This is a genomic window from Micromonospora sp. NPDC047738 (assembly GCF_040642675.1).
Classification (GTDB): Bacteria; Actinomycetota; Actinomycetes; order Mycobacteriales; family Micromonosporaceae; genus Micromonospora.
Genome location: NZ_JBEYSO010000004.1, coordinates 313,170 through 339,958, shown reverse-complemented (window position 1 = coordinate 339,958; position 26,789 = coordinate 313,170). Strand labels below are relative to the sequence as shown.

The 26,789-nt window shown below is 73.5% G+C and carries 28 protein-coding genes; 13 read left to right on the top strand and 15 right to left on the bottom strand.

Annotated elements, in window-relative coordinates; translation table 11 throughout:
- Positions 1 to 84: 84 nt before the first annotated feature.
- A complete protein-coding gene (locus ABZ783_RS09770; RefSeq protein WP_357435815.1) occupies positions 85 to 1,773 on the bottom strand; it encodes a vanadium-dependent haloperoxidase in 1,689 nt (562 codons plus the stop codon).
- Positions 1,774 to 1,953: 180 nt separating this feature from the next.
- Entirely contained in the window at positions 1,954 to 2,709 is a 756-nt protein-coding gene (locus tag ABZ783_RS09765; RefSeq protein WP_357435813.1) for a histidine phosphatase family protein, read from the bottom strand.
- Positions 2,710 to 2,844: 135 nt separating this feature from the next.
- On the opposite strand from ABZ783_RS09765, the gene ABZ783_RS09760 reads away from it, so the two are divergent.
- From ABZ783_RS09760 to ABZ783_RS09750, 3 genes are all read left to right on the top strand, one after another.
- Complete coding sequence (locus tag ABZ783_RS09760; RefSeq protein ID WP_357435812.1) at positions 2,845 to 3,087, top strand: hypothetical protein; 243 nt, start codon at positions 2,845 to 2,847, stop codon at positions 3,085 to 3,087.
- Between the two features lie 166 nt (positions 3,088 to 3,253).
- Complete coding sequence (locus ABZ783_RS09755) at positions 3,254 to 3,580, top strand: hypothetical protein (RefSeq protein ID WP_357435811.1); 327 nt, start codon at positions 3,254 to 3,256, stop codon at positions 3,578 to 3,580.
- A gap of 57 nt (positions 3,581 to 3,637) precedes the next feature.
- Complete coding sequence (locus ABZ783_RS09750; protein WP_357435810.1) at positions 3,638 to 4,612, top strand: DNA primase small subunit domain-containing protein; 975 nt, start codon at positions 3,638 to 3,640, stop codon at positions 4,610 to 4,612.
- Positions 4,613 to 4,615: 3 nt separating this feature from the next.
- On the opposite strand, the gene ABZ783_RS09745 is transcribed toward ABZ783_RS09750, so the two are convergent.
- Positions 4,616 to 5,122, bottom strand: a complete 507-nt coding sequence (locus tag ABZ783_RS09745) for an Lrp/AsnC family transcriptional regulator (RefSeq protein WP_357435808.1) — start codon at positions 5,120 to 5,122, stop codon at positions 4,616 to 4,618.
- Between the two features lie 72 nt (positions 5,123 to 5,194).
- On the opposite strand from ABZ783_RS09745, the gene pdhA reads away from it, so the two are divergent.
- The 5 genes from pdhA to ABZ783_RS09720 all read left to right on the top strand — a co-directional run bounded on the left by pdhA (position 5,195) and on the right by ABZ783_RS09720 (position 12,042).
- The gene (gene pdhA, locus ABZ783_RS09740; RefSeq protein WP_357435977.1) at positions 5,195 to 6,400 is read left to right on the top strand and encodes a pyruvate dehydrogenase (acetyl-transferring) E1 component subunit alpha; all 1,206 of its coding nucleotides are present in this window, start codon (positions 5,195 to 5,197) and stop codon (positions 6,398 to 6,400) included.
- Positions 6,400 to 7,404: an alpha-ketoacid dehydrogenase subunit beta gene (locus ABZ783_RS09735; protein ID WP_357435807.1), complete on the top strand. Its 1,005-nt coding sequence runs from the start codon at positions 6,400 to 6,402 to the stop codon at positions 7,402 to 7,404. The genes pdhA and ABZ783_RS09735 overlap by 1 nt, the downstream gene beginning before the upstream one ends.
- A 73-nt stretch (positions 7,405 to 7,477) precedes the next feature.
- A complete protein-coding gene (locus ABZ783_RS09730) occupies positions 7,478 to 8,854 on the top strand; it encodes a dihydrolipoamide acetyltransferase family protein (protein ID WP_357435805.1) in 1,377 nt (458 codons plus the stop codon).
- Between the two features lie 108 nt (positions 8,855 to 8,962).
- Positions 8,963 to 10,642 (top strand): right-handed parallel beta-helix repeat-containing protein, encoded by a 1,680-nt coding sequence (locus ABZ783_RS09725; RefSeq protein WP_357435804.1) that lies wholly within the window; start codon positions 8,963 to 8,965, stop codon positions 10,640 to 10,642.
- Between the two features lie 137 nt (positions 10,643 to 10,779).
- Entirely contained in the window at positions 10,780 to 12,042 is a 1,263-nt protein-coding gene (locus tag ABZ783_RS09720) for an Ig-like domain-containing protein (protein ID WP_357435802.1), read from the top strand.
- A 72-nt stretch (positions 12,043 to 12,114) separates the two neighbouring features.
- Here ABZ783_RS09720 and ABZ783_RS09715 read toward each other — a convergent pair whose 3' ends face one another.
- Entirely contained in the window at positions 12,115 to 13,131 is a 1,017-nt protein-coding gene (locus ABZ783_RS09715; protein WP_357435801.1) for an SMP-30/gluconolactonase/LRE family protein, read from the bottom strand.
- Positions 13,132 to 13,362: 231 nt separating this feature from the next.
- Between ABZ783_RS09715 and ABZ783_RS09710 the strand changes: the two genes are divergently transcribed.
- Positions 13,363 to 13,713 carry an STAS domain-containing protein gene (locus ABZ783_RS09710; protein WP_357435799.1) on the top strand — a complete coding sequence of 117 codons (351 nt, stop codon included), beginning with the start codon at positions 13,363 to 13,365 and terminating at the stop codon, positions 13,711 to 13,713.
- Between the two features lie 90 nt (positions 13,714 to 13,803).
- Here ABZ783_RS09710 and ABZ783_RS09705 read toward each other — a convergent pair whose 3' ends face one another.
- Together ABZ783_RS09705 and ABZ783_RS09700 are read right to left on the bottom strand one after the other, a co-directional pair.
- Positions 13,804 to 14,172, bottom strand: a complete 369-nt coding sequence (locus ABZ783_RS09705) for an FKBP-type peptidyl-prolyl cis-trans isomerase (protein ID WP_357435798.1) — start codon at positions 14,170 to 14,172, stop codon at positions 13,804 to 13,806.
- A 142-nt stretch (positions 14,173 to 14,314) separates the two neighbouring features.
- Complete coding sequence (locus tag ABZ783_RS09700) at positions 14,315 to 14,899, bottom strand: DoxX family protein (RefSeq protein ID WP_357435796.1); 585 nt, start codon at positions 14,897 to 14,899, stop codon at positions 14,315 to 14,317.
- A gap of 218 nt (positions 14,900 to 15,117) precedes the next feature.
- On the opposite strand from ABZ783_RS09700, the gene ABZ783_RS09695 reads away from it, so the two are divergent.
- Both ABZ783_RS09695 and ABZ783_RS09690 read left to right on the top strand, forming a co-directional pair.
- Entirely contained in the window at positions 15,118 to 15,462 is a 345-nt protein-coding gene (locus tag ABZ783_RS09695) for a CBS domain-containing protein (RefSeq protein ID WP_357435795.1), read from the top strand.
- Positions 15,452 to 15,814 carry a BON domain-containing protein gene (locus tag ABZ783_RS09690; protein WP_357435793.1) on the top strand — a complete coding sequence of 121 codons (363 nt, stop codon included), beginning with the start codon at positions 15,452 to 15,454 and terminating at the stop codon, positions 15,812 to 15,814. Before ABZ783_RS09695 ends, ABZ783_RS09690 begins: the two co-directional genes overlap by 11 nt.
- A gap of 47 nt (positions 15,815 to 15,861) precedes the next feature.
- On the opposite strand, the gene ABZ783_RS09685 is transcribed toward ABZ783_RS09690, so the two are convergent.
- The 5 genes from ABZ783_RS09685 to ABZ783_RS09665 form a co-directional block, all read right to left on the bottom strand.
- Positions 15,862 to 16,578, bottom strand: a complete 717-nt coding sequence (locus tag ABZ783_RS09685) for a helical backbone metal receptor (protein ID WP_357435792.1) — start codon at positions 16,576 to 16,578, stop codon at positions 15,862 to 15,864.
- A 114-nt stretch (positions 16,579 to 16,692) separates the two neighbouring features.
- Positions 16,693 to 17,244: a hypothetical protein gene (locus tag ABZ783_RS09680; RefSeq protein WP_357435790.1), complete on the bottom strand. Its 552-nt coding sequence runs from the start codon at positions 17,242 to 17,244 to the stop codon at positions 16,693 to 16,695.
- Entirely contained in the window at positions 17,241 to 17,759 is a 519-nt protein-coding gene (locus tag ABZ783_RS09675) for a hypothetical protein (protein WP_357435789.1), read from the bottom strand. The genes ABZ783_RS09680 and ABZ783_RS09675 overlap by 4 nt, the downstream gene beginning before the upstream one ends.
- Before the next feature lies 1 nt (position 17,760).
- Positions 17,761 to 18,144: an Asp23/Gls24 family envelope stress response protein gene (locus ABZ783_RS09670; protein WP_357435787.1), complete on the bottom strand. Its 384-nt coding sequence runs from the start codon at positions 18,142 to 18,144 to the stop codon at positions 17,761 to 17,763.
- A 13-nt stretch (positions 18,145 to 18,157) separates the two neighbouring features.
- Entirely contained in the window at positions 18,158 to 18,346 is a 189-nt protein-coding gene (locus tag ABZ783_RS09665) for a hypothetical protein (RefSeq protein ID WP_073833396.1), read from the bottom strand.
- Positions 18,347 to 18,556: 210 nt separating this feature from the next.
- On the opposite strand from ABZ783_RS09665, the gene ABZ783_RS09660 reads away from it, so the two are divergent.
- Positions 18,557 to 19,426 carry a hypothetical protein gene (locus ABZ783_RS09660; protein WP_357435785.1) on the top strand — a complete coding sequence of 290 codons (870 nt, stop codon included), beginning with the start codon at positions 18,557 to 18,559 and terminating at the stop codon, positions 19,424 to 19,426.
- Positions 19,427 to 19,576: 150 nt separating this feature from the next.
- Here ABZ783_RS09660 and ABZ783_RS09655 read toward each other — a convergent pair whose 3' ends face one another.
- Entirely contained in the window at positions 19,577 to 20,824 is a 1,248-nt protein-coding gene (locus ABZ783_RS09655) for an MFS transporter (RefSeq protein WP_357435783.1), read from the bottom strand.
- Positions 20,825 to 21,064: 240 nt separating this feature from the next.
- Positions 21,065 to 21,412: an Lsr2 family protein gene (locus ABZ783_RS09650; RefSeq protein ID WP_357435780.1), complete on the bottom strand. Its 348-nt coding sequence runs from the start codon at positions 21,410 to 21,412 to the stop codon at positions 21,065 to 21,067.
- 246 nt (positions 21,413 to 21,658) lie between these two features.
- Between ABZ783_RS09650 and lon the strand changes: the two genes are divergently transcribed.
- The gene (gene lon, locus ABZ783_RS09645; protein WP_357435778.1) at positions 21,659 to 23,995 is read left to right on the top strand and encodes an endopeptidase La; all 2,337 of its coding nucleotides are present in this window, start codon (positions 21,659 to 21,661) and stop codon (positions 23,993 to 23,995) included.
- A 57-nt stretch (positions 23,996 to 24,052) separates the two neighbouring features.
- On the opposite strand, the gene ABZ783_RS09640 is transcribed toward lon, so the two are convergent.
- Entirely contained in the window at positions 24,053 to 25,852 is a 1,800-nt protein-coding gene (locus tag ABZ783_RS09640) for a DEAD/DEAH box helicase (RefSeq protein WP_357435776.1), read from the bottom strand.
- Between the two features lie 60 nt (positions 25,853 to 25,912).
- Complete coding sequence (locus ABZ783_RS09635; protein WP_357435774.1) at positions 25,913 to 26,746, bottom strand: hypothetical protein; 834 nt, start codon at positions 26,744 to 26,746, stop codon at positions 25,913 to 25,915.
- Positions 26,747 to 26,789: the final 43 nt, after the last annotated feature.

Sequence of the window (26,789 nt, the reverse complement as noted above, 5' to 3'; positions counted from 1 at the left end):
CCTCTCGCTGGCCGGACCGGCTGATGGCTGGCGTGGACCCGAAAGCCGGGCCCACGCCAGCATGACCGCGGTGGCCGATGAAGATCAGACGACGTTGCAGTCGACAGTTATGGAGTGGGTCGAGCCGTCCCGGAGCAGGACCGAGAAGAGCTGCGGTCCAGAACAGTTCCGGTTGGCCAGGGTGCTGACCTCGATCCGCCCGGTGGTCGGGTTGTAGATCGGCGCCGAATTCACGGCGCCCCCGGGGTGGCCGTTCCATGACGTGCCGGTCACGGCGCCGGAGTCGGTCACGGGGGTACCGGCGGAGTCCTTGATGGCGAATCCGAAGGTGAAGCTCCGCGGCGGGGCGGCGTCGATGTAGTCGCCGATCTTGCTGCCGTTGAGGTAGAACCCGTCGAAGGTGTATGACGTGGTCGGGCGGAGGAAGTTTGCGGTGACGTAGTTCGCCATCGCGGTGCCCGACGACATCCCCGCGTCGGCGTCCCACTGGTAGTGCACGCCGAGGTAGACCCGGCTGCGGGCATTTTCCGTGGCAGCGGAGCTGAAGGTGGCGAAGGTTCGGGTAACTCCTGCCGCGTGTGGATCCTGCGTGGTGGCGGTGAACCTGAACGCGTCAGTGTTGAAGAAGCCCGTCATCGCGCTCGCCCACGCTCCGGCGAACGTGGCGTGCCCGGAGGTGTAGGCCGGGAACGGCGGGGAGAAGTTCACCCCCTTGTCGTCGGCCGAGAGTGGCTTCCAGTTGGCGTCGGACTTGGTCGCGGGGTTGCCGTCGGTGTCCGCGAGCTGGATCGCGCTCTCCGGCCGCCACAGGGCGATCGGGGTCTGGTACTTCGCGTCCCACGCCACGATCCCCGCGTCGGCCAGCGCGATCGCCACCAGGGCGAAGAGCCGAGCGTTCCCGGCCTGGGTCAGCTTCGCCGACTTCGCCACGATCTGGGTGTGGGCGAAGAGTTGGCCTGGCGGCTTGTACGTGAGCTTGTCGAGATCATTGGCCCAGAACCAGGCGGCCTGCGTCTGGTCGGCGGTGCGGGACGTGCTGTTGTACCGCCCGAGGTCCTTCACCTCGTTGACCTGCGTCGCGTACTCGGGGCTGGCGAGCAGTTTGGCCAAGTCCGAGTAGCCGGCCGGCAAGCCCGGACGGAACTGGGCGCCGGAGGTCATCGCGAACGGCTTGACCAGGCCCCAACTGGGCGTGGCGGCGGCGCCGGAGCCGGTCGGCCGCCACACTCCCGGGGTGTCGCTGAACGGGAACGTCGAGTTGTCCGGCGACCCGTCGTTGGTCCGGAAACTGATCATCGCCTGTGCGCTCGCCGAGCCGATCCGCTGACCGTCGGTCCGGGCCGGCGAGCTGGCCGTCCCCTCCTGCGCGGTGGACAGGTCGGCGTCGAAGTTGACGCCCGGGAACACGCTGCGCAGCGTGTCGTAGGCGGCATAGTCGATGGCGGTGGCGAGGTCCGGCACGATGCCGGGCGTGGGCGAGACCTTGACCCGGTACGGCTGACCGATGCACTGGGCGTCGCCGGCCGCGCAGAGAGCCGAGTTGGCCGCGTCGTAGATGGCGCCGTGCAGCATGGCGCCGGCGCGGGCCAGCGGCCCCGGCGCTCCGCCGAGCTGGCGGTACGTGCGCACCAGGACATCGTTCCAGTAGAGGACGTGATCATTGGGTGCGGCGGCGTGCGCCGCAGTGGTCGGGAGCACGACGGCACCGGTGCTGAGGGCTGCGGTGGTCAGCGCCGCGGCACCCCACCGTCTCGTTGAGCTGAGCCTGCCCATGGAACTCCTTGGCGAGAGACCCGGAACGGGCGGCGGGGATGTCCCGCGCCCGCCGCGAGCCTGGGCCAGCTCGCTATCGCCTGGCTACGGTCCCGCTACGGGCCGGCCACGTAGGACCGGCCCCGGTACGGAGCCCGGTCGCGGCCGGCAGCTGCGGTCCACCGGGCAGGGGAGGAGCCATCAAGCCCGTCCGCTGTCAGGCCCGTAGCTGGTCCTTGGGTCGGCAGACCCACGTTCCGGCTGCTTGGCTCGGGGGTGCAGGTGGGTGACGTCGTTGAACATCTCCGGGGCGAGCCGCCCCGCGGCGTCGACGGACCAGCCGGTGACCGAGCAGTTGCCGATCGAGTAGTCCCGGGTCAGCCCCCTCAGCTCGTCCTCGGTGAGCCCCTCCAGCAGGTAGCGGAGCACGAAGACCAGGGCGTCGTGGCCGAAGAGCAGCACCCGCCGACCCTCGTGGTCGCGGCGCAGGTCACCGAGGAGAGCGCGCAGCCGAAGCGCCACGTCGGGCCAGGACTCGCCGCCGGGGGGCCGGTAGTAGAACGTGCCGAGGCGGGCCCGACGTTCCGCCTCCGCCGGATACCGCTGCCGCACCCCGTGTTCGGTCAGGCCGTCGAGGATGCCCTGTTCCCGGTCGCGCAGCCGCTCGTCCCGGCTGACCGGGATGCCCGTGCCGGCCAGCGCCAGCTCGGCCGTCTGCACCGCCCGCAGGTACGGCGACACCACCGCCACGTCGGGCCGGTGCGTCCCCGGCAACTTGGCGAGCCAGCGGCCGGTGGCCCGGGCCTGCTCCTGCCCGGTCGGCGACAGCGGCACATCCGCGTCGCGGTGCTGGGTGAGGCCGGTCAGTTCGGCGCCGGCCGCCTCCGCCCGGCTCGCCGCGACGTTCGCCGTGCTCTCGCCGTGCCGGACGATCCACAGCGCCGCCAGTTCCGCCATGCGGCCACCGGTACCCGGGCGCGGCGGGCGTAACCGTGCGGGCCGTCGGGCGGCCCTCGGCCGGGCGGCGCGTGAACCGGCCGCAGGCGGGTAAGCGCTGGCGCCACCGGAAGCCGAGACAGGGGGAGGTGTGTCGTGGCCACGACCATGACCAAGGAACAGATGAGTCCGGTACGGGACAAGAACTACGACCTGATCCACACGGTGCAGATGTCGTTGGAGAACATCTACCGGATGGACACGTACATCGCCGACGCGGACAAGCGCGGCGACACGGAGCTCGCCAACTGGTTCCGCAAGATCCAGGAGAACAACCGCAAGGCCGGTGACCAGGGCAAGCAGATGCTCATGGCGCGTATGCAGCAGGAAGGGCGCTGAGCACCGGCGTGGCCGGGGCCGGACGGACGCCGCCCGGTCCCGGCTGCCGCGACTCCAGCCCTTCCCGGATGGTGCCGCTCGACTGACCGCTGTCGCGAACGGGGCAGCGGGCAGACCCATCGGTGGAGCAGAATGTCCCGTCCGACACGACGGGATGGAGCCATCGATGACGGTCCTCAAGGGTCTGCGGGAAGCCCTGGTGCTGCTGGCGATCGCGCTGGTGGTGGTCGCGGTCGCCGCCGGCGTCTGGGTGGCGGTGTCCGGCGGCGAGTTTGTCACCCGGTTCGGTATCGCCCTGGTCGTCGTCGGGGCGCTGCTCGGCGTCACCGGCGACCTCACCCTCAGCCGGGTCGGCATGCTCGGCGCCCGGGCCGCCTTCGGGCTCGCACCCGAGCAGGAGACCGGGGGCGGTGGCCGGGTCCTCACCGGTGTCGGGATCTTCCTGTTCGTCGGGCTGCCGCTCGTCGTCGTGGGCATCACGTTGATCTCCTGATCGGCCCGCTGCGCGGCGGGCGACCGCGGCGGCCCGTAGCCCGCTACCGTGTGAGGCGTGGCGACCACGGCGGCCGAGGAGATCCGGGTAGGCGAGCGGGTGGTCCGTGTCTCCAGCCCCGACAAGCCGTACTTCCCGGAGCGCGGGCTGACCAAGCTCGACGTGGTCCGCTACTTCCTCGCCGTCGGCGACGGCATCCTGCGCGCTCTGCGCGACCGGCCCACCATGCTGGAGCGGTGGCCGCGCGGCGTGTTCGAGGGCGCGAAGATCGCCACCCGGCAGGACAATCGCGGCGACGCGTTCTATCAGAAGCGGCTGCCCGCCGGGGCGCCCGATTGGGTGCGCACCGCGCACATCACCTTCCCCAGCGGCCGGACCGCCGACGAGGTGGCCCCGAGCGAGCTGGCCGTGGTGATCTGGGCGGTCAACCTGGGCACTCTGCGCTTCCACCCGTGGCCGGTGTCCGCCGGCGACGTTGAGCATCCCGACCAGCTCCGCATCGACCTCGACCCGATGCCCGGGGTGGACTTCGCCCAGGTGGTCCCGGTCGCCCACGAGGTGCGGGCGTTCCTCGACGAGCTGGGGCTGGTCGGCTACCCGAAGACCACCGGCGGTCGGGGCATCCACGTCTACCTGTCCATCGAGCCGCGGTGGAGCTTCGGCGAGTGCCGGCGGGCGGTGCTGGCGCTGGGCCGGGAGATGCAGCGCCGGCTGCCCGACCTGGTGACCACCACCTGGTGGCGGGAGCAGCGGGACCGGCCGGTCTTCGTGGACTACAACCAGATGGCCCGCGATCACACCGTCACGTCGGCGTACTCGATCCGGCCCACCCCGCGGGCGCTGGTCTCCGCCCCGCTGGACTGGTCGGAGCTGGACGACGCGCGGCCGGAGGACTTCGACGTGGTGAGCCTGCCGGCCCGGTTCGCCGAGCGTGGCGACCCGCACGCCGGCCTGGACGACCGCCGGTTCTCCCTGGAGCCGCTGCTGGAGTTGGCCGACCGGGAGGGCCTGGAGGCGCCGCCGGAACGCTGACGCCTACGGCCAGAGGGTCTGCGTCCCGTCGAACTCCTCGAAGACCAGCCAGGTGCGCGTCGACAGCACCCCGGCGATGCTCTGCACCCGTTCCAGCACCACGTCCCGCAGGGTGGCGTTGTCCGGCGCCCGGACCAGGGCCAGCACGTCGTGCTCGCCGCTGAGCAGCGCCACGTGCTCGACGTAGCGCACCCGGGCCAGTTCCTCGGACACCTCCCGCCAGGTGTTCTGCTCGATGGTCAGCGCGATGTAGGCCGACGTGCCCAGCCCGGCGGGTTCCGGCGCCACCCGGGCCCGGAACCCGGTGATCACCCCGTCCCGGATGAGGCGCTCCACCCGGGCGTACGCGTTGGTGCGCGAGACGTGCACCCGTTCGGCCAGCGTGCGCATGGAGAGTCGGCCGTCGTCGACCAGTTCGCGCAGGATCCGCCGGTCCACCTCGTCGAGCGGCCCGGCCGAACGTCCCGTTCCGCCCGCCACGCCCGGTACCGGGCTGGTCTCCTGGCTCATGAACCGCTCCCAGTCATGCCATTCGTCCCGCGTTCAACGGGCAACTTGAGTCAATCATCCGACGGCGTGAGCATAGGTCCACCACACGTCCAGGAGGTCCCCGCCGTGACGACCACACCCCAGGCGGTCCGCAGGGCATCCCCCCGCACCCGCCGGAAGGCCACCCCCGCCGCCGCCGACCCGTCGGCCGGGCTGCTGCCGCGTACCGAGCCGGTCCGTCTGTTGAACCCGGACGGCACTCCGCTGCCGGCCCGGGACGACTACCCCGAGCCGCCGCTCGACGCGCTCCGCGAGATGTACCGGCGGATGGTCGTCGGCCGCCGCTTCGACGTGCAGGCCACCGCACTGACCAAGCAGGGTCGCCTCGCCGTCTACCCGTCCTCGCGCGGCCAGGAGGCCTGCCAGGTCGGCGGGGTCCTCGCGCTGCACGACACCGACTGGGTCTTCCCCACCTACCGCGAGTCGATGGCGCTGACCGCCCGGGGCATCGACCCGGTCGAGGTGCTCACCCTGCTGCGCGGTGACTGGCACTGCGGGTACGACCCGGCGGCCCGGCATACCGCGCCGCAGTGCACCCCGCTGGCCACCCAGTGCGTGCACGCCGCGGGCCTGGCCTACGGCGAGTCGTACCAGGGGCGGGACACCGTGGCGCTGGCCTTCATCGGCGACGGCGCGACCAGCGAGGGCGACTTCCACGAGGGCGTCAACTTCGCCGCCGTGTTCAAGGCCCCGGTCGTCTACTTCGTGCAGAACAACAAGTACGCGATCAGCGTCCCGCTGTCCCGGCAGACCGCCGCGCCGAGCCTGGCGTACAAGGGCATCGGCTACGGCGTACCCAGCGAGCAGGTCGACGGCAACGACCCGGTGGCCGTGCTCGCGGTGCTCACCCGCGCGGTGGAGCACGCCCGGTCGGGCCAGGGGCCGTTCCTGGTCGAGGCGCACACCTACCGGATGGAACCGCACACCAACGCCGACGACCAGACCCGCTATCGGGACGCCGAGGAGGTCGAGGCGTGGCGGGACCGCGACCCGATCGCCCGGCTGGAGATCTACCTGCGGGCCCGGGGCGTGCTGGACGACGCGGCGGTCGCCGCCATCGCCGACGAGGCGGAGGCGTACGCGGCCGCGCTGCGCGACCGGATGAACGCCCAGCCGGCGGTGGACCCGCTCAGCCTCTTCGACCACGTGTACGCGGAGCCGACCCCGCAGCTGGTCGAGCAGCGTGAGCAGGTCCGCGCCGAACTGGCCGCCGCCCGCGACGAGGAGGGGGACGCCTGATGGCCACCATGACCATGGCGAAGGCGCTCAACGCCGCGCTCGCCGACGCGATGCTGGACGACGAGCGGGTGGTCGTCTTCGGCGAGGACGTCGGGCAGCTGGGCGGCGTCTTCCGGATCACCGACGGCCTGCAGGCCAGGTTCGGCGACAAGCGTTGCTTCGATACCCCGCTCGCCGAGGCCGGCATCGTCGGCTTCGCCGTCGGCCTGGCCATGTCCGGGCTGCGGCCGGTGGTCGAGATGCAGTTCGACGCGTTCGCGTACCCGGCGTTCGAGCAGATCGCCTCGCACGTGGCGAAGCTGCGCAACCGCACCCGGGGCGCGCTCAGCGTGCCGATCGTCATCCGGGTCCCGTACGCCGGCGGCATCGGCGGCGTGGAGCACCACTGCGACTCCTCCGAGGCGTACTACGCGCACACCCCGGGCCTGAAGGTGGTCACCCCGGCCACGGTCGAGGACGCGTACTCGCTGCTGCGCGAGGCGATCGACGACCCGGACCCGGTCGTGTTCATGGAGCCGAAGAAGCTCTACTTCTCCAGCGCCGAGGCCGAGCTGCCGGCGCGTACCGCGCCGTTCGGCAGGGCCGTCGTGCGCCGGGCGGGCACCGACGCCACCCTGGTCGCGTACGGGCCGGCGGTGCCGGTCGCGCTGGAGGCGGCCGAGGCCGCCCGCGAGGAGGGCTGGGACCTGGAGGTCGTCGACGTACGCACGATCGTGCCGTTCGACGACGCCACGGTCACCGCGTCGGTGCGGAAGACCGGCCGGTGCGTGGTGATCCAGGAGGCGCAGGGCTTCGCCGGGGTCGGCGCGGAGATCGCCGCCCGGGTGCAGGAGCGCTGCTTCCACGCCCTGCACGCCCCGGTGCTGCGGGTGTCCGGCCTGGACATCCCGTACCCGGCGCCGATGCTGGAGCATACCCACCTGCCCTCGGTGGATCGGGTGCTGGACACGGTGGCCCGCCTCCAGTGGGACGACCAGCCCGACACCCGGTGGGTGGCGGCATGAGCGAGCGCAGCGAGCGAATCATTCGGCTCCGCCCCGCAGGTCATGACGACGCCGACCGCAGGGAGGTGGCGGCATGACCACCACCCGGCAGACTCGCGACTTCCTCCTGCCGGACCTTGGCGAGGGGCTCAGCGAGGCGGAGATCGTCGAGTGGCGGGTCGCCGTCGGCGACGTGGTCACCGTGGACCAGACCGTGGTCGAGGTGGAGACCGCCAAGGCGGTCGTCGACGTGCCCTGCCCGTACGCCGGCCGGGTCGTGGCCCTGCACGGCGCGGCGGGTGAGGTCCGCCCGGTCGGCCAGCCGCTGATCACCATCGCCCCACTCGACGGTGCGGAAGGGGACGACCCGCACGCCACCTACCGCGAGGAGGAGCGCGCCGGCTCCGGCAACGTGCTGATCGGGTACGGCACGGGGCACGGCGGCTCGGGCCGCCGGCGCCGCCGCCCGCGGCTCGCGCTGGCCGCGGAGCCCCCGTCGGCCGCGCCGGTCGGTGCCGTCGCCGGCCCGGCCCCGACCGCCACCGCCCCGGCCGCTGCCGGCGTGGTCGCGGCCGAGGCCACGCGGCCGAGCGCCCTGGTCATCTCGCCGATCGTGCGGCGGCTGGCGAAGGAGCGCGGGATCGACCTGGCGTCGGTACGCGGCACCGGCCCCGGCGGGGTGATCCGCCGCGCCGACGTGGAGGTCGCCTCGGCCGCCCCGGCCACCCGGCTGGCCGCGGTGCCGGACCCCCATGTCGGGCTCGCCCCCGACGGGGACGGTGACGTGGTCATCCCGCTGACCGGCATCCGCAAGGCCATCGCCGACAAGCTCTCCCGCAGCCGGCGGGAGATCCCCGAGGTGACCATCTGGGTCGACGTGGACGCCACGGGGCTGCTCGCGACCCGGGCCGCGATCAACGCCGCCACCCCGGACGCGCCGGTCAGCATCCTGGCCCTGCTGGCCCGGATCTGCCTGAGCGGTCTGCGGAAGTACCCGCAGCTCAACGCGCACGTGGACACCGAGGGGCAGCGGATCATCCAGTCGGCCGGGGTGCACCTGGGCATCGCCGCGCAGACCGACCGGGGCCTGGTCGTCCCGGTGCTCCGCGACGCCCAGCGGCTGACCACCCGGGAGCTGGCCGCCGCCCTCGCCGAGACCACCGCCGCGGCCCGGGCCGGTAGCCTGCCCCCGGCGCGGCTGACCGGCGGCACCTTCACCCTGAACAACTACGGGGTGTTCGGTGTGGACGGCTCCACCCCGATCATCAACCACCCGGAGGCGGCGCTGCTCGGCGTCGGCCGCATCGTGGACAAGCCCTGGGTGGTCGACGGGCAGCTCGCGGTCCGCAAGGTGACGCAGCTCAGCCTCACCTTCGACCACCGGGTCTGCGACGGCGGCGTGGCCGGCGGCTTCCTGCGGCACGTGGCGGACTGCGTCGAGCAGCCCGCCCTGCTGGTGGCGAACGTCTGACCCACCGACCCGGCCTCGGCCCCGTCCACGCCCGGGGCCGGGGCCGTCCGCCGTTTCTCCGCTGCGGGACCGGGAATGCGAGCCCGGTCGCCGAGGGGGAGGAACGGGATGGAGCACTCGCACGTGCCCTCCGCCGGTGGCGTACGCCCGCACCCGGTCGCCGGCGCGCCGCTGATGTGCGACGCCCGGCAGCACGGGCTGACCGGGGACGGGACGACCAACGACCAGCCCGCGTTCGCCGCGCTGGTGGATCGGCTGGGGGACGCGTACGCCGCCGACCGGCGGGCCCGGGTGATCTACTGCCCGCCCGGGGTGTACTCGATCCGGGACGCCGGCACGGTCTGGCGCAGCGGGGTGTCGCTGCTCGGCGCCGGTCCGGGCGCGACCCGGTTCGTGCTGAGCAACTCGGGCAACCGGGCTGATCCCACCCCGCTGGCCTTCCACACGGCGGCGCTGCACGGTGCCGATCGGGAGCGGCACCTGGCGGACTGCTCCTTCGCCGACTTCGAGATCGACGGCTCCGGGGTGGCGTCGGCCGAGTACAACCCGCTGGCCAAGGGGCTGGGCCTGCAGTACGTCGTGCGGGGCGTGTTCCGCAACCTCTACATCCACCACACCGCGGCCACCGGCCTGGGCTGCGACTTCCTCCAGGACTGCCTGATCGACGGTCTGCTGGTGGCCGGTTGCGGGCGGCTGGACAACGGCACCGAGATGGGCGGGGCCGGCATCGGCATCGGGGTCGGCGGGTGGGGCAGCATCGAGCGGGTCAACATCGTCAACTGCTCGTCGGTCGGCAACGCCACCAGCGGGATCTTTCTGGAGTTGCAGCAGGCCGGGGCGTTGCGGCCGCGGGGGATCCGGATCGTCGGCTGCCACGCCCAGGGCAACCGGTTCGGCATCTCCGACTGGGGCGCCAACGGCCTGATCGTCTCCGCCTGCACGCTGACCGGGAACCTGGAGGCGGGCTTCCACGTCTCGGCCAAGGGCACCACGGGCACCGCCGGTCGGGGCGGCATTCTCAGCGACTGCGTGATCGACGGCAACGTGCGCGACGGGGTCAGCATCGGCAACACCCCCGGCCCGTACACGATCCGGGGCAACCGGATCACGGGAAACGGCCGGTACGGGTATCACCAGCGCAGCCTGGGTGGCGAGGAGCAGGAGTGCGCCCGGGAGGTCGTCATCGAGGGCAACGACTTCTACGGCAACAGCCTGGACGCGATCCGGATCGACCGGCCGATCGTCGACGCGATCATCACCGGCAACCGGATCCGGAGCAACGGGCGGCAGTGTGGCCCGGTCGTCCGGGGCGGCGGCGACTCGGTGCGGTACAGCGAGAAGCTGGTGGTCGACCGGCGGGCCGAGTGGCAGGAGGACGAGCACCGGGGCAAGGTGGTCCGGGTCGACGGCCGGATGGCGCTGGTGGCCGCGAACAATGCCACCGAGCTCACCCTGGCGCCGGTCCGCCCCGACGCGATAACCGCCTGGAGCGCCGACGTCCCGGTGCCCGGCACCGGGTACGAGTTGTCGGCGGCGCCCGAGACGCGGGCGGGCATCACCGTGCACGCCGCACTCGACTCGGCCAGCATCCGGGGCAACCGGATCTGGGACAGTCTGCGCCCGGCCACCCAGACCCATGGCTTCTGGATCACCGAACGGGGCAGCTGCGTGGACTGCCGGGTCGAGGACAACGACCTGGCCGGGAACGCCGAGGGCCCCACCCGGCTGGACACCCCGCCCATCGGTGGCCGGTGGGAACGCAACCACGGCGACGACGAATGGGACTGACTGGGCGAAGAAATGTCATTCCGTACGCGGTCGACAAAACTTAAGTCGCCTCGGTCAAGCAATTGTTCGGAACGGCCTACAGCTTCTCAGATGACCGACAGAATGGGAACGAAGGGACTGGAAATGGGGGTGGGGAAATGGACCTGAGGCGGCGAATGACGCTGTTCGCGGTGACCATCGCAGCCACGCCACTGGCGGTCGGCGCGTGCACCGCCGGACCGAAGTCGGTGGGCGGCAAGGGCGCCGCACCCCCGTCGATCACGGTGACGCCGGCGGACAAGACGAAGGACGTGCCGGTCAGCGCCGAGGTGGGGGCCACCGTCAAGGACGGGAAGATCACCGGCGTGCGGTTGACCGACGACAAGGGCGCGCAGGTGCCGGCCGAGCCGCGCGAGGACGGGTCGGGCTGGGTGCCGACCCGGCCGTTGCAGAATTCGCGGACGTACACGGCGGAGGTGACCGCCACCGGCGACAAGGGGCGGACGAGCACGCAGAAGACGACGTTCACGACGATGGCGAAATCGACCAAACAGGCGATCAAGAGCACTTTGTATTTCAGCGGGGAGCAGACCTACGGGACGGCGATGCCGTTGGTGGTCGCTTTCGAGCCGGGCATTCCGAAGGAGGCCCGGGCGGACGTGCAGCGCCGTTTGTTCGTGAAGACGGACCCGCCGCAGCCGGGCACCTGGTCGTGGGTGGGGGACGGCACGCAGGTCTACTACCGGGCGCCGGACTTCTGGAAGCCGGGCACGAAGATCAGCGTGCGGGCCGGGCTGGAGGGGTTGCCGATCGGCACGGACCGGATCGGCGACGCGGACCGGTCGGCCTCCTCGAAGATCGGCCGGCAGGTCTCGCTGGACATCGACAACGCCACCAAGCAGATGGCGGTCTACCAGGACGGCAAGCTGCTCAAGAAGATCCCGGTCAGCCTCGGCAAGCCGGACACGCCCAGTTCCAGCGGCAACATGGTGATCATGGAGAAGTTCGACCGGACCACCTTCGACACCCGGGGTGAGGCGACCGGCGGCTACGTGGTCGACGTGGACGACGCCCAGCGCCTCACCTGGGGCGGCGAGTTCATCCATGCCGCGCCGTGGTCGGAAGGGGACCAGGGCTACACCAATGTCTCGCACGGCTGCGCCAACGTCTCCAACGCGGCGGCGGACTGGCTGATGGGCATCACCCAGGTCGGTGACCTGGTGACGGTCAAGGGCACCGAGGTGCAGCTGCAGGCCGGCAACGGGTGGACCGCCTGGAACGTCGGCTGGGACGAGTTCGCCAAGGGCAGCGCGCTGCCCGTACCGGCCGGGCTCAAGCCCACGGTCAGTGCCACGCCGCACCCGGGCGCGGTGGCCGGCGGGTCGGCGCCCGCTCCCGCGCCCTCCAGCAGCGGCGGCTGACCACCGGGGAGGAACGACCGAGGCCGGCCCGGCGGTGCCCCTGCGGGAGCCACGGCGGGCCGGCTCTGTCCGTCAGCTCAGGTCCACCCGGGCCACGCCCGCGGCGGTCAGACTGCCCAGCCAGAGCTGCTGCCCGTGCTGCCGCACCCCGGTGATCATCGGGTACGCCCCGCTCGGCCCGTGCAGCGTCCGCAGCACCCGCCCGGCGCCGTCCACCAGCGCGACCAGCCCGTAGCGGCGGGGCTGCGGCTGCACCGCGCCGGGCAGCAGCGCGACGAGTTGGCGCACCCGGGGATGCGGCAGGAGCTTCTCCATGCTCGGTAGCCGGGGGCTGGGCAGCGCGATCCAGTAGGTGCCGTCGCCCACCGCCGACACGTTGTCCGGGTATGCCGGCAGATCGGCCAGCACGGTGGCCCGCCCCTCCGGCAGGTCCACCCGGAGCAGCCGGTGCGTGGCCGTCTCCACCAGCATCAGCGCCGACTCGTCCGGGGCCAACGCCACCCCGTTGGGGAAGTACAGGCCGCTCGTCACCACCTCGGTGCGCCCGGTCCGCCGGTCGTACGCGAGCACCCGCCCGTTGGGGCGGTGCTCCAGCAGGTCCCGCTTCCAGTGGGACAGCGGGAACCGATCGGAGCTGTCGGTGAAGTAGACCGTGCCGTCCCGGGCCACCGTGGCGTTGTCGGCGAGATGCACCTCCCCGCTGCCGGTCAACTCGCGCACCGCCCCGTCCGGCGTGACCCGCAGCAGCCCCCGGTACGCGTCGCAGACCAGCAGCCCGCCGTCGACCGGGTCCACCTCGATGCCGAGCGGCCGGCCGCCGGTCTCGGCGAGCAGGGTGGGCCGGGTGCCGGTTGGGGCGTCCGCTGGCCACCACCAGAGCCGGCCCTGCTCGTCGCCGCTGACCGCCCTGCCCTCCGGGTCGATCAGCACGTCCTCCGGACCGTGCCCGCCGTCAGGCAGCGGCAGCAGGTCGGCCCGGTCGAGGCGGTCGTCGGTGGGGGCCCACGGCCCGTCCAGCGGCGGGGGCACGGTGGCCGGCTCACGGACCGGCCGGATCAGCAGCGGCGGGCGCCGGCGGGGGACGGCCATCCGGTCATTGTTCCCCGCCGATGCCCGGTCGGGCAGTTGCCAGCGGCGTGTCGCGCGACATCGGGCAGCGCGCCGGAGACCAGCGCGGCACCAACCACCACCGCGTCCGCGGTGGCCGGCGTGCGGGTCCGGGGGGATCCCCTGAGGCTCTCGGGGTTGGACCCGGGACGTACCCGGATCCCGGGTTCCGGCAGGCGGGAAGTGTCGGTCCCCCGGGATAGGTTTCTCGGCATGGGGCAGCACAGCGACCGGTTCCACGTCGAGATCAGCGTGGGCGACCACGAGGTGGACATCCGGGCGATCGGCGAGATCGACATCGCCACCGTGGGATCGTTCCGGGCCGCGCTCTGGGCGGCCCCGGCGCGGCCCGTGCTGCGGGTGGACCTCTCCGGGGTGCGGCTGCTCTCCGCGGCCGGGGTGCGCACGCTGGTCGCCGCGCACCTGCGGGTCCGGGCCCGCGGCGGCGAGCTGGTCCTGGTCGATCCCGGCCCGGTGGTCGCCCGGGTGCTGCGGGCCACCGGTCTGCACCGGGTGATGCCGGTCCGGGAGTCGGCCGTCGCGGGGGAGCTGGTCGCGGCCTGACGCCGCCCTCGTGGCGGCCGGGCGGCGCGACCGCCCCGGCGGGACGGACCAGGCCGCCGGCGTGGGTGCCGACGGCCCTGGTCGGCCGGGTCAGCGGACGCCGAGCAGGTCCACCACGAAGACGAGCGTCTCGTTCGGCTTGATGACGCCACCGGCGCCCCGGGCGCCGTAGCCCAGGTGCGGCGGGATGGTCAGCCGGCGCCGGCCGCCGACCTTCATGCCGACCACGCCCTGGTCCCAGCCGGCGATGACCTGGCCCCCGCCGAGCGGGAACTCGAACGGCTCGCCCCGGTTCCACGAGGCGTCGAACTCGCGGCCGGTCGAGTGGGCCACGCCGACGTGGTGCACGGTGGCGAGCTGGCCGGGGTGGGCCTCCGGACCCTCGCCGACCGTGATGTCGTCGATGACGAGATCGGCGGGCGGCGCGCCCTCGATCGGGCCAACCTCGGGCTTCTGCATGAGCGGGTCTCCTCGGTGTTCCGGGTGTGGTCCCCGTCGATCCTGCCGGATCGCGACCGGCCGATACCCGCGGGTCCCGGGAAAGGGTCGGGGTACGCCACGGCGGGCGCCACCTTCGGTGACGCCCGCCCAGGTGATCAGTTCACTTGAGCCAGGGGAGTCGCTGGACGATGGGGAGCCGCGTCCAGGGCCGGCCCAGGCCGAGGGTGTTGCCGGCGCCGACGAGAGCCAGGACGGCCAGCAGACCGGCGTAGATCAGGTGGTCGTCCAGGAACGGGTTGTTCGCGGGGGGCAGCACGGCCGTCCACATCATGACCAGCAGGAGCCCGCCGGTGACCGCCGCGATCCGGGTGCCGATGCCGAGCAGCAGGGCCACGCCGATGCCGAGCAGGCCGAGCATGAACAGCCAGTCCGCCCAGGCCGCGCCGGCGATGCCCTGGTAGAAACCCTGGAACGGGCCGGCCGCCCCGAAGGTCAGGAAGCCCTTGGTGGGGCTGCCGCCGTTGATCCAGGCGTTCTTCGCGGCGGTCTCGTGCCCGAGGCCGAACAGCTTGTCCAGGAAGGCCCACAGGAAGGTCCAGCCCAGCGCGATCCGCAGTCCGGCGAGGACGTAGCGGGCCGCCCGCTGGCGGGTGGTCTCGACGTTGCGGGTGGTGGCGGCCGCCGGAACCCTGGTGTTGGCCGGAACCCTGTTGTTGGCGGTGACCCGCTCGATCGTCGCGGTCATGGTCTCCACGTCCCTTCTGGTGGCTGCACCGCGCTTTCCGGTGGCAACTCCATTCCAGCTCCGCGGAGGCGGGGCGGGCAGGGCCGACCGGGCCGTGCCCGCCCGGGACCTTGGACCTGTTCCGGCCCGGTCCGGTCGGCCTGCCCAGGCCGGTCCACCGCCTCTGACCAGGGCCACCGTGACGGTCCTAGCGTCGTGGGTGGACCGAGGAGGTTGTGATGCGAACCTGGCAGGTGGGCGACGTGATGACCACGGACGTGGCGACGGTGGAGGCGGCGAGCCCGTACCGCCGGATCGTCGACGTGCTGATCCGGCGGGGCGTCAGCGCCGTGCCGGTGGTGGACTCCTTCCGGCGGGTGCTGGGGGTGGTCTCCGAGGCGGACCTGCTGCACAAGGTGGAGCGGGCCGGCCAACCCGACGAGCGGCGCATCTTCGCCGGACGGCGCCGGCGCGCCGCCCGGGAGAAGGCGGACGCGCAGCTTGCCGAGGAGCTGATGACCGCACCGGCGGTGACCACCTACCCGCACGCGACTGGCGGCGGCGGCCCGGCTGATGGACCGTGAGGCGGTCAAGCGGCTGCCCGTGCTGGACGACCTCGGCCGGCTGGTCGGCATCGTCACCCGCAGCGACCTGCTCCGGGTGCACCTGCGCAGCGACGCGGAGATCCGCGAGGACGTGGTGCAGGAGGTGCTGCGCCGGGTGCTCGCGGTCCGGGACGGCCTGGTCACCGTCCGGGTCCGTGACGGTGAGGTCACCCTGGACGGGCGGTTGGACCGGCGCAGCGCCGTCGACCTCGCCGGCCGGCTCGCCGGCCAGGTCGGTGGCGTCGTCGTGGTCCACAACGCCATCGGGTACGACGTGGACGACACCACGTTCATGGAGCTCGACCCGGTGCACGCCACCCCGGTCGCCTGACCGGCCCGTCCGTGGGCCCACCCCGATCGGGTGGGCCCATGCCGGGCTCAGACGAGACGGGCGAGCTGGGCGGCGAGCAGCGCGGGGGCCTCGGCGAGGGAGGGCCCGTACCAGGTCAGGTGGCGGCCCGAGACTAGCGTGGCCGGTACGCTGGGGAACGCCTCCGGCCCGTCGCCGGCCGTGAACCGATACGGTTCGTCCGGCAGCACCACCAGGTCGGGCCGTCGTCCGCGCAGCTCGTCCAGGCTCGGGCGGGGATACCGCTCCGCGTGGCCGGCCCACCGGTTCGCCACGCCCAGCCGGTGTAGCACGTCACCGGCGAAGGTGTCCCGGCCGAGCACCACCCACGGCCGCCGCCACACCGGCACCACCGCGGCCCGCCAGCTGGTTGGCGTGGGCAGGTCGGTCCAGGCCCGCCGGGCGGCTCGCAACCAGTCCGGCTCGTCCGTCACGTCGAGCGCGGCGACCAGCTCGCCGAGCTGGGTCAGCGCCTCCGGCACCGTGCGGGGAAAGGTGACCCGCACCGGTACGCCGGCCGCGCGCAGGGCGTCCGCGTCGGCGAGCCGGTTCTCCTCCTCGTTGAGCAGCACGAGGTCGGGCCGGAGTGCGAGCACCCGGTCCAGGTCCGGATACTTGCTCCCGCCGACCCGGGCGACGTCCAGCCCGGCCGGATGGGTGCACCAGTCGGTCGCCCCGACCAGCACCTCGGGCCGGGTCAACGCCACCGCCTCGGTCAACGACGGCACCAGCGACACCACCCGCACGTCGGGCCCCCTCTCAGTCCCGCACATGCTGCCCCAGCCGGTCGACCAGCCGGGAAGCGGCGGCGGTTCCAGGTCGCGTCGCGGGGCCGGACGCGTCGGGCTGGCGTTGCCGATTCAGGGCCGGGCTTCGTCCACCAGGGCGGTCACGTCCAGGTGCGCCGGCTGGCAGCCGACCGTCGCGGCGAACCGGCGGACCGCCGCGTCGACGTGCGCGCGGGCCGCGCCGAGACCGGCGCAAGGGTCGACCCTCAGCTCCACCCAGACGTCCGGCCCACTGACCGGTCCGGTGAGCACCACCCGGGCCCGGCGTACCCCGGGCGCCCGGCACAGGTCCCGCTCCAGCGCGGCGGTCAGCACCTCGCTTGCCACCCGGGTACGCCCGCCCCCGTCACCGGGATGCGCCAGCGTGCCGGCGAGCCGGCCCGGCACGCGCAGCCCGGCGGCCAGCAACCGCTGCCCGAGCAGGGCCGCCAGCACCCCGCCGACCGCCACCGCGAGACCGCTCCACGGCGTACCCGCCCGCCACCAGTTGGCCGGGCCGGCCCCCAGCAACGGGGCGCCACCGCCCGGCAGCCAGCCCAGCCCGACCGCCAGCGCGGTCCCGCCGGCGGCCACGAGCACCAGGGCGAGCACCGTCCACAGCAGCCGGTGCGCGGCGTTGCTCACGTGGCCCGCCGGGCCGGTAGGAGCCGGATGTCGATCCGGCCCCGGCGTGGCGCGGCCAGCCGGTCGAGTTCCCGGCGCAGGGCGAACTCGACGTCGGCGCGGGCCGCCGGGTCGGCGGTGGCGGTCACCCGGGGTCGCCAGGCGTCTCCCCGCCGGCGCAGGCGTACCCGGGCCCGCCGGACGCTGGGCACGGCGTAGACCGCCCGGGCCAGCCGTCGTTCCATCGACCGGCGGTGCAGGTGCCAGCGGTCGTCCTCGGCGAGCCGCAGCCGGGCCGGGTGCCACCGGCGCAGCTCGGCGACGAGGACCACCAGCCCGAGCAGGGTCACGCCGCCGGCGACCGCCCGGGCCGGGGCGTCCTGCCAGCGGGTGGTGGTCAGCGTCGCGTACCAGCGGTGGACCAGCGGACCGGGACCGCCCAGCGCGGCGAGCAGTCCCTCGGCGACGGCGAGCGCCCCACCGGCGAGCAGGGCGACGGCGAGCAGCAGGGTGGCGACCCGGTTGACCGTCCGCACGTCAACCTCCGGCCGCCGGGATCCCGCCGCCCCGGGCGCGGTCGCCTCCGGCTTGCGACGGGGCGGCCGGCAGGGGCAGGTCCACCACCGTGACGGTGACGGACTCCACGGCCAGGCCGGTGTGCGCCTCGATCCGGGCGGTGACCCGGCGGCGGACCGCGGCCGCGACCGTGGGCAGGTGCGCGCCGTAGCTGACGGCGAGGTCGAGGTCTATCCGGGCGGCCTGCCCGGCCACCCGGACGGCCGCCGTCGGGCCGGACACGGCCGGGGTCAGCCGCGCCGCGTCCGCGGCGAGCCGGGCGAGCCACTCCTCGGTCCAGGGCCGGGCCGGCGCGACCGGGCGATCATGGGCGGACGTGCCGCGCCGCGGCAGGGTGCCGGTCATCGGACGCCTCCGTTCAGCGGTGCCGGTCGGCGGGGGCCCGATCGGCGAGCCCGGGCAGGGTGACGTCCCCGTCGAGGACCCGGACCAGGAGCCAGCCCACCAGCCCGGCCAGCGTGGCGCCTGCCGCAGCGCCGGCCCCGCCGAGCGCCCAGACCGCGACCAGGAGGAACCCGGCGAGGAACCCGAACTGATGGCGTGTCATGTCCACCTCCGCTGCGCGGTGACCGACCGGACGGGCGGGGCGTACCCGTTTCCCCGCCGCGCACTCATGGCGGACGAGGACCACGGAACCGGGGCTCCGGCGAAGGTGACGAACGGGTATGACCCGCCCGATCGCGCACCGGCGACACGACGAACATGATCGAACGCATACACTCGGGCGTCGATCGACCGACGGATGGATCTGGCGAAGATGACGAGCACCGGCAGCGTGGCGGCGTCCTGGCTGCGTCCGATCACCGGCGGGGCGGCCCCGCTGCTCAGCCGGGCCGGCCAGGTCGGGTACGCGGCGCGGCGGCTGAGCGAGCTGGTGCAGGGGCGCCCGCCGGGAATCACCGGGCACCAGTGGAGCACCGCCAGCAAGGAGGGCTTCGACCTGGTGGTGTGCGCGGCCGACACCGGCTGGCCGCTGTTCGCCCTGCAGATCGCCGCGCCCGTGCCCGCCGGTTCCGCCCAGCGCGCCGAGCGGATGACGAGTGCGGTCTGCGCGGCCGTCGGTCTGCCGATGCTGCGGGTGGAGTCGCCGACGCTGCGTGGCTCCGAGCACGGCCGCCGCCTCGTCGAGTACGTCATCGACGCGCGCAGCTACGCGGCCGGCACCCAATCCGGCCCGGAGGGCGGGGACGTGGTCGGGTTCCGGGACATTCTCGGCCGGCTTCCCGACGGCCGCCGCGGGCCGGTCAACGACCTCGGGGCGCTGACCCGGGCCGCCGCTGTCGAGGCGTTCGTCGAGCGGCGCCTCGCCGACCCGATCGTCCGCGGGCTGCACGTGCAATGGGCGGACGGCCCGGCCGAGGGGTGGAGCTGGGTCGAGGTGCGGCCCGGCCGGTGCCTGGTCGAGCGGGTCCAACTCTTCGCGCAGCGTTTCTCCTGTGGGGTGGACCCGGGCCGGCTCGCCGAGGACCTGGCCGCGGTGGCGGTCGGGGAGCGGTTGCGCGACCTCGAGGTCGGCGAGCCGCCACTGGTGGACCGGGACGAGCTGCGGCAGCAGATCCGGCGGCTCGCCGCCCGGCGGGACGAGTTCGCCGGCGGCTTCGCCTTCGACCATCTCTGGGTCGACTGATCGACCACCCGGTTGCGGCGGAACGGCGCCGTGAATTCTCCCGATCCACCGTTGCACCGTCACCGCGGTACCTCAGCGGGAATGACGCGGATCTTCCGAGCTGGGCGGCGGACCGAACCGTGGAAAGGCCGCGGCACCGACCGTTCCCGGTCAGACCGGCGCGGGTTCCGGTCGGGCTGGCGCCGGGGCGGGTATGCGCAGCGCCGCGATGCGCCGGGTCCGGGCCGGCCCGGCGAGCAGGTTGCCCAGCGCCACCAGCAGCGCCAGGCCGGCCAGCCCCAGCCAGAGCTCGGTGTCGCCGAACCGGCCGGTGATCAGGCCGCCCACGGTTGGCCCGGCGGAGCTGGCGAAGGCGTAGCCGAGCGAGTAGACGCCCTGGTAGCGGCCGCGCTGCGCGGTGGGGGAGAGGTCGGCGGTGAGCGCCGAATTGGCGGGCGTCATGAGCATTTCGCCGAGCGTCCAGACCATGACGGTGCCGGCGTAGAACCAGACGGTGTCGGCCAGCGCGGTGAGGGCGAACCCGGCGCCGATCACCACCGCTGCCAGCGCGATGGTGCGGGAGCGGTCGAAGCGGGCGATCAGCCGTGGCACGAAGAGTTGCCCCACCACGATCATCAGTCCGTTCACCGCGATGACCGGCCCGTACGCCGATGCCGGCAGCCCGTCGGCCTGCAAGGCCACCGGCAGCATCACGTCCGCTTCGATGCACAGCCAGATGAGCCCGGTCAGCGCCGTGAAGGTGAGGAAGACCCGGTCGCGCAGTACCGTGCCGAGGCCGCCCCGGTCAGCCGGGGCGCGCGGTGCGACGACCTCCGGGGCTGGGCGGGACTCGGGCACCTTGACCGCGATCAGGGCGGCGGTGCCCAGCAGCACGGCCGCGTTGATCACGAACAGCAGCACCGGGTCGGCCCGGATCAGCACGCCGGCCAGGGTGGCGGCCACCGAGAAGCCGATGTTGATGGCCCAGTAGTTGAGGGTCAGTGCGCGTAGCCGGTCGCGGTCGCCGACCACGTCGATGATGGTGGCGGTGAAGGCCGGCCGGGCCACGCCGAGGCAGAGCCCGAGCGACAGGGTGAGCGCCGCGATCGCGACGGGGTGGCCGGTGAGGCCCAGGGCGGCCGCGGTGACTGCGGCGCTGAGGTTGCCGGCCAGCATCGCCGGTCGCCGCCCCCACCGGTCCGCGATGATGCCGCCGAGCAGCGTGCCGAGGGCGCTGCCGGCCCCGTGCAACCCGATCACCACGCCGGCGTACGAGGGGTCGAAGTGCCGTACGGAGACCAGGTAGACGCCGAGGTAGATGGCGACGAACCCGCCCAACCGGTTGATCAGTGTGGCGGTCCAGAGATACCAGAAGGTGCGGGGCAACCCGCCCCCGGTCTGCCTCCACCAGGTCGCCATGCGTCCACCCCCGTGCGTCGTGCTCGTAATGACCTCAGGCGTCGTCGGTCATTACAGTCGAGGGGTGCGACAGGATGCCGGTCAGGTGCCGGCCATGGTGGTGTCGGTCACGGCGTGGGGGTGGAGTTCCCTACCGGCTCTCCTCCCGGGTATGAAAATTGTTAACGCGGGGAAAAGCCGACCGGGGTCATGCCGATTTCTCAGCGTGACCCCGGTGTGCCCGACGGTGAACCAGGAGGTTCAGCGGTTCTTGTAGGCCTCCACCACCGAGACGGGGATGCGGCCCCGCTCGGAAATCTCGTAGCCGTTCTTCGCGGCCCATTCCCGGATGGCGCGGTTCTGCTCGCGGTCCATTCCCGAGGTGGCCGGACGGGCGGCCCGACGTGCCGCGCGACCCGCCTCGACCGGCCCGCGCCCGATCCGCCGGCCAGCGGTGATGAACGGGTCCAGGGCCTTACGCAGGACGCCCGCGTTCTCGTCGGAGACGTCGATCGTGTACGCCACGCCGTCCAGGCTGAACTCGACGGTCCGATCGGCCTTTCCGCCGTCAAGGTCGTCGGTCAGAACGGTGATTACTTTCCTTGCCATCGCCATTGCTCCCTGTGTCGGGCGGGGTGTGGCTAAGAGTTTGACCTATGGCGCGGCAATTTCGCAACAATAACCGACCTTCGCCATTCGGCGGGTCGGCTAATCCGCCGGCGGAATGGCTCTCTCGGGCCCTGTGTACGGCAGTGGGCGGATGCGAATGAGTGGCGTGGGTCACATCCCGGAACAAGGGGCACGGTTTGTAACTTGAGTCAGACACGCTCAACTCAACGTGATAGCAGGTGTTCGATGGCAACTCTTCCGGTACTTCCCCTCACCGACGCCGTCCTGCTGCCGGGCATGGTCATCCCGGTGACCCTCGACCCGACCACCCAGGCCGCGGTCGACGCGGCCCGCGCCAGCGGCGACAAGAAGCTGCTCGCCGTGCCCCGCATCGACGGCGAGTACGGCTCCGTCGGCGTGATCGCCACCATCGAGAAGGTGGGCCGGCTGCCCAGCGGCGAGCCCGCCGCCGTGGTCCGTGGCCTCGCCCGGGCCCGGATCGGCTCCGGCGTGCCCGGACCGGGCGCCGCCCTCTGGGTCGAGGCGACCGAACTCGACGAACCCGCACCGGCCGGCCGCGCCCGGGAACTCGCCCGCGAGTACCGCGCGCTGATGACCTCGGTCCTCCAGCAGCGTGGCGCCTGGCAGGTCATCGACGCCATGGAGCGGATGACCGACCTCTCCGAGCTGGCCGACGCGGCCGGCTACGCGCCCTGGCTCAGCCTGGCGCAGAAGACCGAGCTGCTCGCCGCCCCGGACGTCACCGCCCGGCTCGAGCTGCTGGTCGGCTGGGTGCGGGACCACCTGGCCGAGCAGGAGGTCACCGAGCAGATCAACAGCGACGTCCGGGAGGGCCTGGAGAAGTCCCAGCGGGAGTTCCTGCTCCGCCAGCAGCTCGCCGCGATCCGCAAGGAACTCGGTGAGGACGAGCCGGACGGCTCCGCCGACTACCGCTCGCGGGTCGAGTCCGCCGACCTGCCCGACAAGGTACGCGAGGCGGCCCTGCGTGAGGTCGGCAAGCTGGAGCGGGCCAGCGACGCCTCGCCGGAGGCCGGCTGGATCCGCACCTGGCTCGACACGGTGCTGGAGATGCCGTGGAGCACGCGTACCGAGGACAACACCGACCTCGGCGCGGCCCGCGCGGTGCTCGACGCCGACCACGCCGGCCTGGCCGACGTGAAGGATCGCATCCTGGAATACCTGGCGGTGCGCAACCGGCGCGCCGAGCGCAACCTCGGCGTGGTCGGCGGGCGTGGCTCCGGCGCGGTGCTCGCCCTGGCCGGCCCGCCCGGCGTCGGCAAGACCAGCCTCGGCGAGTCGATCGCCCGGGCGCTCGGGCGCAACTTCGTCCGGGTCTCCCTCGGTGGCGTCCGGGACGAGGCGGAGATTCGCGGTCACCGCCGCACCTACATCGGCGCGCTGCCCGGCCGGATCGTCCGTGCCCTGCGCGAGGCCGGCTCGATGAACCCGGTCGTGCTCCTCGACGAGGTCGACAAGCTGGCCGTCGGCTACGCCGGCGATCCGGCGGCGGCCCTGCTGGAGGTGCTCGACCCGGCGCAGAACCACACCTTCCGGGACCACTACCTCGAGGTCGACCTCGACCTGTCCGACGTGCTCTTCCTGGCCACCGCCAACGTGGTGGAGACCGTCCCCGGCCCGCTGCTGGACCGGATGGAGCTGGTCACGCTGGACGGCTACACCGAGGACGAGAAGGTGGCCATCGCCCGGGACCACCTGCTGCCCCGGCAGCGGGAGCGGGCCGGGCTGACCGCCGACGAGGTGACCATCGCCGACCAGGCCCTGGCCCTCATCGCCGGCGAGTACACCCGGGAGGCCGGCGTCCGGCAGCTCGAACGCGCCCTGGCCAAGATCCTGCGCAAGGTGGCGGTCGCGCTGGCCGCCGACCCGGCCCCGGTGCGGGTGGACACCGACAACCTGGCCCGCTACCTGGGCCGGCCGAAGTTCACCCCGGAGTCGGCGGAGCGGACGGCGGTGCCCGGCGTGGCCACCGGACTGGCGGTCACCGGTGCCGGCGGCGACGTGCTGTTCATCGAGGCGACCAGCATGGAGGGCGAGCCGGGGCTGACCCTGACCGGCCAGCTCGGCGACGTGATGAAGGAATCCGCGCACATCGCCCTGTCGTACCTGCGGTCGAACGGGCGGCGGCTCGGGCTGGACCCGAACGCCCTGGCCGGGCGGCGGATCCACCTGCACGTCCCGGCGGGCGCGGTGCCCAAGGACGGCCCCAGCGCCGGCATCACCATGGTCACCGCGCTGGCCTCACTGGCCAGCGGCCGACCGGTCCGCCCCGAGTTCGGGATGACCGGTGAGGTGACCCTCTCCGGCCGGGTGCTGCCCATCGGCGGCGTGAAGCAGAAGCTGCTCGCCGCCCACCGGGCCGGCCTGACCGAGGTGATCATCCCGAAACGCAACGAGCCGGACCTCGACGACCTCCCGACCGAGGTACGCGAGGCGCTGACCATCCACACCCTCGCCGATGTCGCCGACGTGCTCGCCCTGGCGCTGCGCCCGGCCGACGTCGACGCGGAGACCCTGGGCGGCCAGCCGCTCGCCGCGGCCTGACCCGTTCGCCCGGCACAACGAGGCCCCCGGTCGTTCGACCGGGGGCCTCCGCCGTGCTCACCAGCGGTCCCGGCGCTCCCGCCGCGCACCGCCGTCGAGATCCGGGCCGCGCCGCTCCCGCCGCTCGCCGTCGAAGCGGCGCTCGCCGCCGTCGGTGTCCCGGTCCCGACGCACGGTGGCCTTGCGGCCCTTGATGGTGCTGCCGCGCAGCCCCCGGATCACCTCGTCGGCGACCGCGTACGGGACCTCCACCAGGGAGAACCGGTCGGCGATCTCGATCGAGCCGATGTCCCGGCCACTGACCCGGGTCTCCCCGGTGATCGCCCCGACCAGGTCCTGCGGCCGGACCCCGGCACGCCGGCCGAGCCCGATGAAGACCTGCGTCGTACCGCCGGCACTCGGCCGGCCGCCGCCGCGCCGCTCCCGGCCCTCGTACCCCGGTCGGCCCTCTCGGGACGGCCGGACCGCGACCTGCGGGATCTCCTCCTCCTCGTCGGTAGTGCCCGGCAGGGTGGCCTCGTGGGCCAGCTTCACCGCGGCGAGCGCCACCTCCATCAGGTCGAACTCGTCGGTCAGCGACTCGACGATCGCCCGGAACGGCTCCAGGTCGTCCTCCAGCAGCGACTCCCGCAGCGCCGCCTGGGTCAGCTCCAGCCGCCGGGTACGCAGGTCCGCCACCGTGGGGATCTTGTCGACGGCGATCCGCTGGCCGGTGACCCGCTCGATGGTCTTGAGCATCCGGTGCTCGCGCGGCTCGGCGAGGGTGATCGCCACGCCCTCCCGGCCGGCCCGACCCACCCGGCCGATCCGGTGCACGTACGACTCGGGCGCCGACGGCACGTCGTAGTTCACCACGTGGGTGAGCTGCTCGACGTCCAGGCCGCGGGCCGCCACGTCGGTGGCCACCAGCAGGTCGGCGGTGCCCGCCCGCAGCCGGCCCATCACCCGGTCCCGCTGCTCCTGGCTCATCCCGCCGTGCAGCGCCTCGGCCCGGTAGCCCCGGCCGTTCATCGTCTCGGTGAGCCGGTCCACCTCCTCCCGGCTGCGGCAGAACACGATCGCCGCGGTGGGCGACTCCACGTCCAGCACCCGGCCCAGCGCCGCCGGCTTGTGCGCCCGCGCCACCAGGTACGCGCTCTGCCGCACCCGGGGCGCCTCGCCGGCCACCGGCCGCTCCCGCTCGATCTGGATGCGGACCGGGTCGGTCAGGTGCTGGCGGGCCAGCCCGTCGATGCGCGCGGGCATGGTCGCCGAGAACAGCACCGTCTGCCGGTCGGCCGGGGCGTGCTCCAGGATCGCCTCGATGTCCTCGGCGAAGCCCATGTCGAGCATCTCGTCCGCCTCGTCCAGCACCACCGTGGCCAGCGAATCCAGCCGCAGAGTGCCCCGGGCGATGTGGTCCAGCGCCCGGCCCGGCGTCGCCACCACCACGTCCACGCCCAGGTCGAGCGCCCGCAGCTGCCGGCCGATCGGCTGGCCGCCGTAGATCGGCAGGACCCGGGTGCCCAGGTCCTTGCCGTACCGGTGGAACGCCTCGGAGACCTGCACGGCCAGCTCCCGGGTGGGCACCAGCACCAGCGACACCGGTTCGCCGCCGGGCCGCTCGTCCGGCATCCGCTGCAACAGCGGCAGGGCGAACGCCGCCGTCTTGCCCGTACCGGTCGCCGCCTGGCCCAGCAGGTCCCGGCCGGCGTGCAGCGGCGGGATCGCCTCCCGCTGGATCGGGGTCGGTTCCTCGTAGCCGAGCGCGGCCAGCGCGTTCAGCAGCTCGGTGCGCAGCCCGAGGTCTGCGAAGGTGGTGGCCGGGTCGTCGGCGGCAGGGCTGGTGGGGTTGGTCGGCGTTGGTGCGGAACTCATGCGGCAAGCCTTTCATCACCGCCGACCGGGCCGCGCGGCGACCGGCACACCGAGTCGCGCTCATCCGCCCAGCAGGGCCAGCGCCATGGTGATCCCCACCGCCGCGTCCAGCACCGCGCACCACTCGGCGTACGCCCGCGGGACCACCCGGCCGCTGCGGTGGTGCGCCAGGTCCCACGCGGCGTGCGTCAGCCAGCCGGCGGCCACCAGCGCGCCGCCGACGCCGTCCGGCACGAATAGGGCGACCGCGGCCAGCCCGCCCCAGCCGGCCAGCCCGGCGAGTTGGAGCGCGAGGGCCCGTCGGTCGCGCCACTGCCGGCGCCCGGTGCCGAGCAGCAGGTAACCGGCCGGCAGCACGAGCAACGTCCACGGGGCGAGCACGGCCGGCGCGATCCAGAGGTCCAGGGTCATCAGCAGGGCGAGCGCGGTGGGCCACCGGCGCGCCAGCGCCGCGGCGGCCGGGTGCCGGCGGGGCGGTGCCGCAGGCGCGTGGCGGTGCCGCAGCGCCACCAGCACCATCGCGGGCAGCATCAGCAGGTGGCCGCCGAGCGTCAGCCCGTGGTCCCCGACCAGCCCGGCCCACCAGGGCGGGAGGAGCAGCAGGAACGGGACGTACATGGCGGCCACCATCTCGACGACGGCGACCCGTCGGTGACCGCGGTGCCACATCCAGGCGGCCATCCCGAGTGCCATGTCCGTCGCCATCACCAGCGCCGCCACGTCCGTCCGGGCGAGGACGTCCGCGCCGCCCAGCACCGCGGCACCCGCCCGCCACACCGGGTCGAGCAGCAGCATGCCCGCCAGCATCGCGGCGACCATCTCGGCGAGGTGCCGCGCCAGCCGGCGGCCGTCGTGGGCCGATTTCCGGGGTACGCGTGCCGTCGTCTCCGTCATGCCCCGACCCTGCCCCGACCGGCCGCCCGGCCGGCCCGCGCAC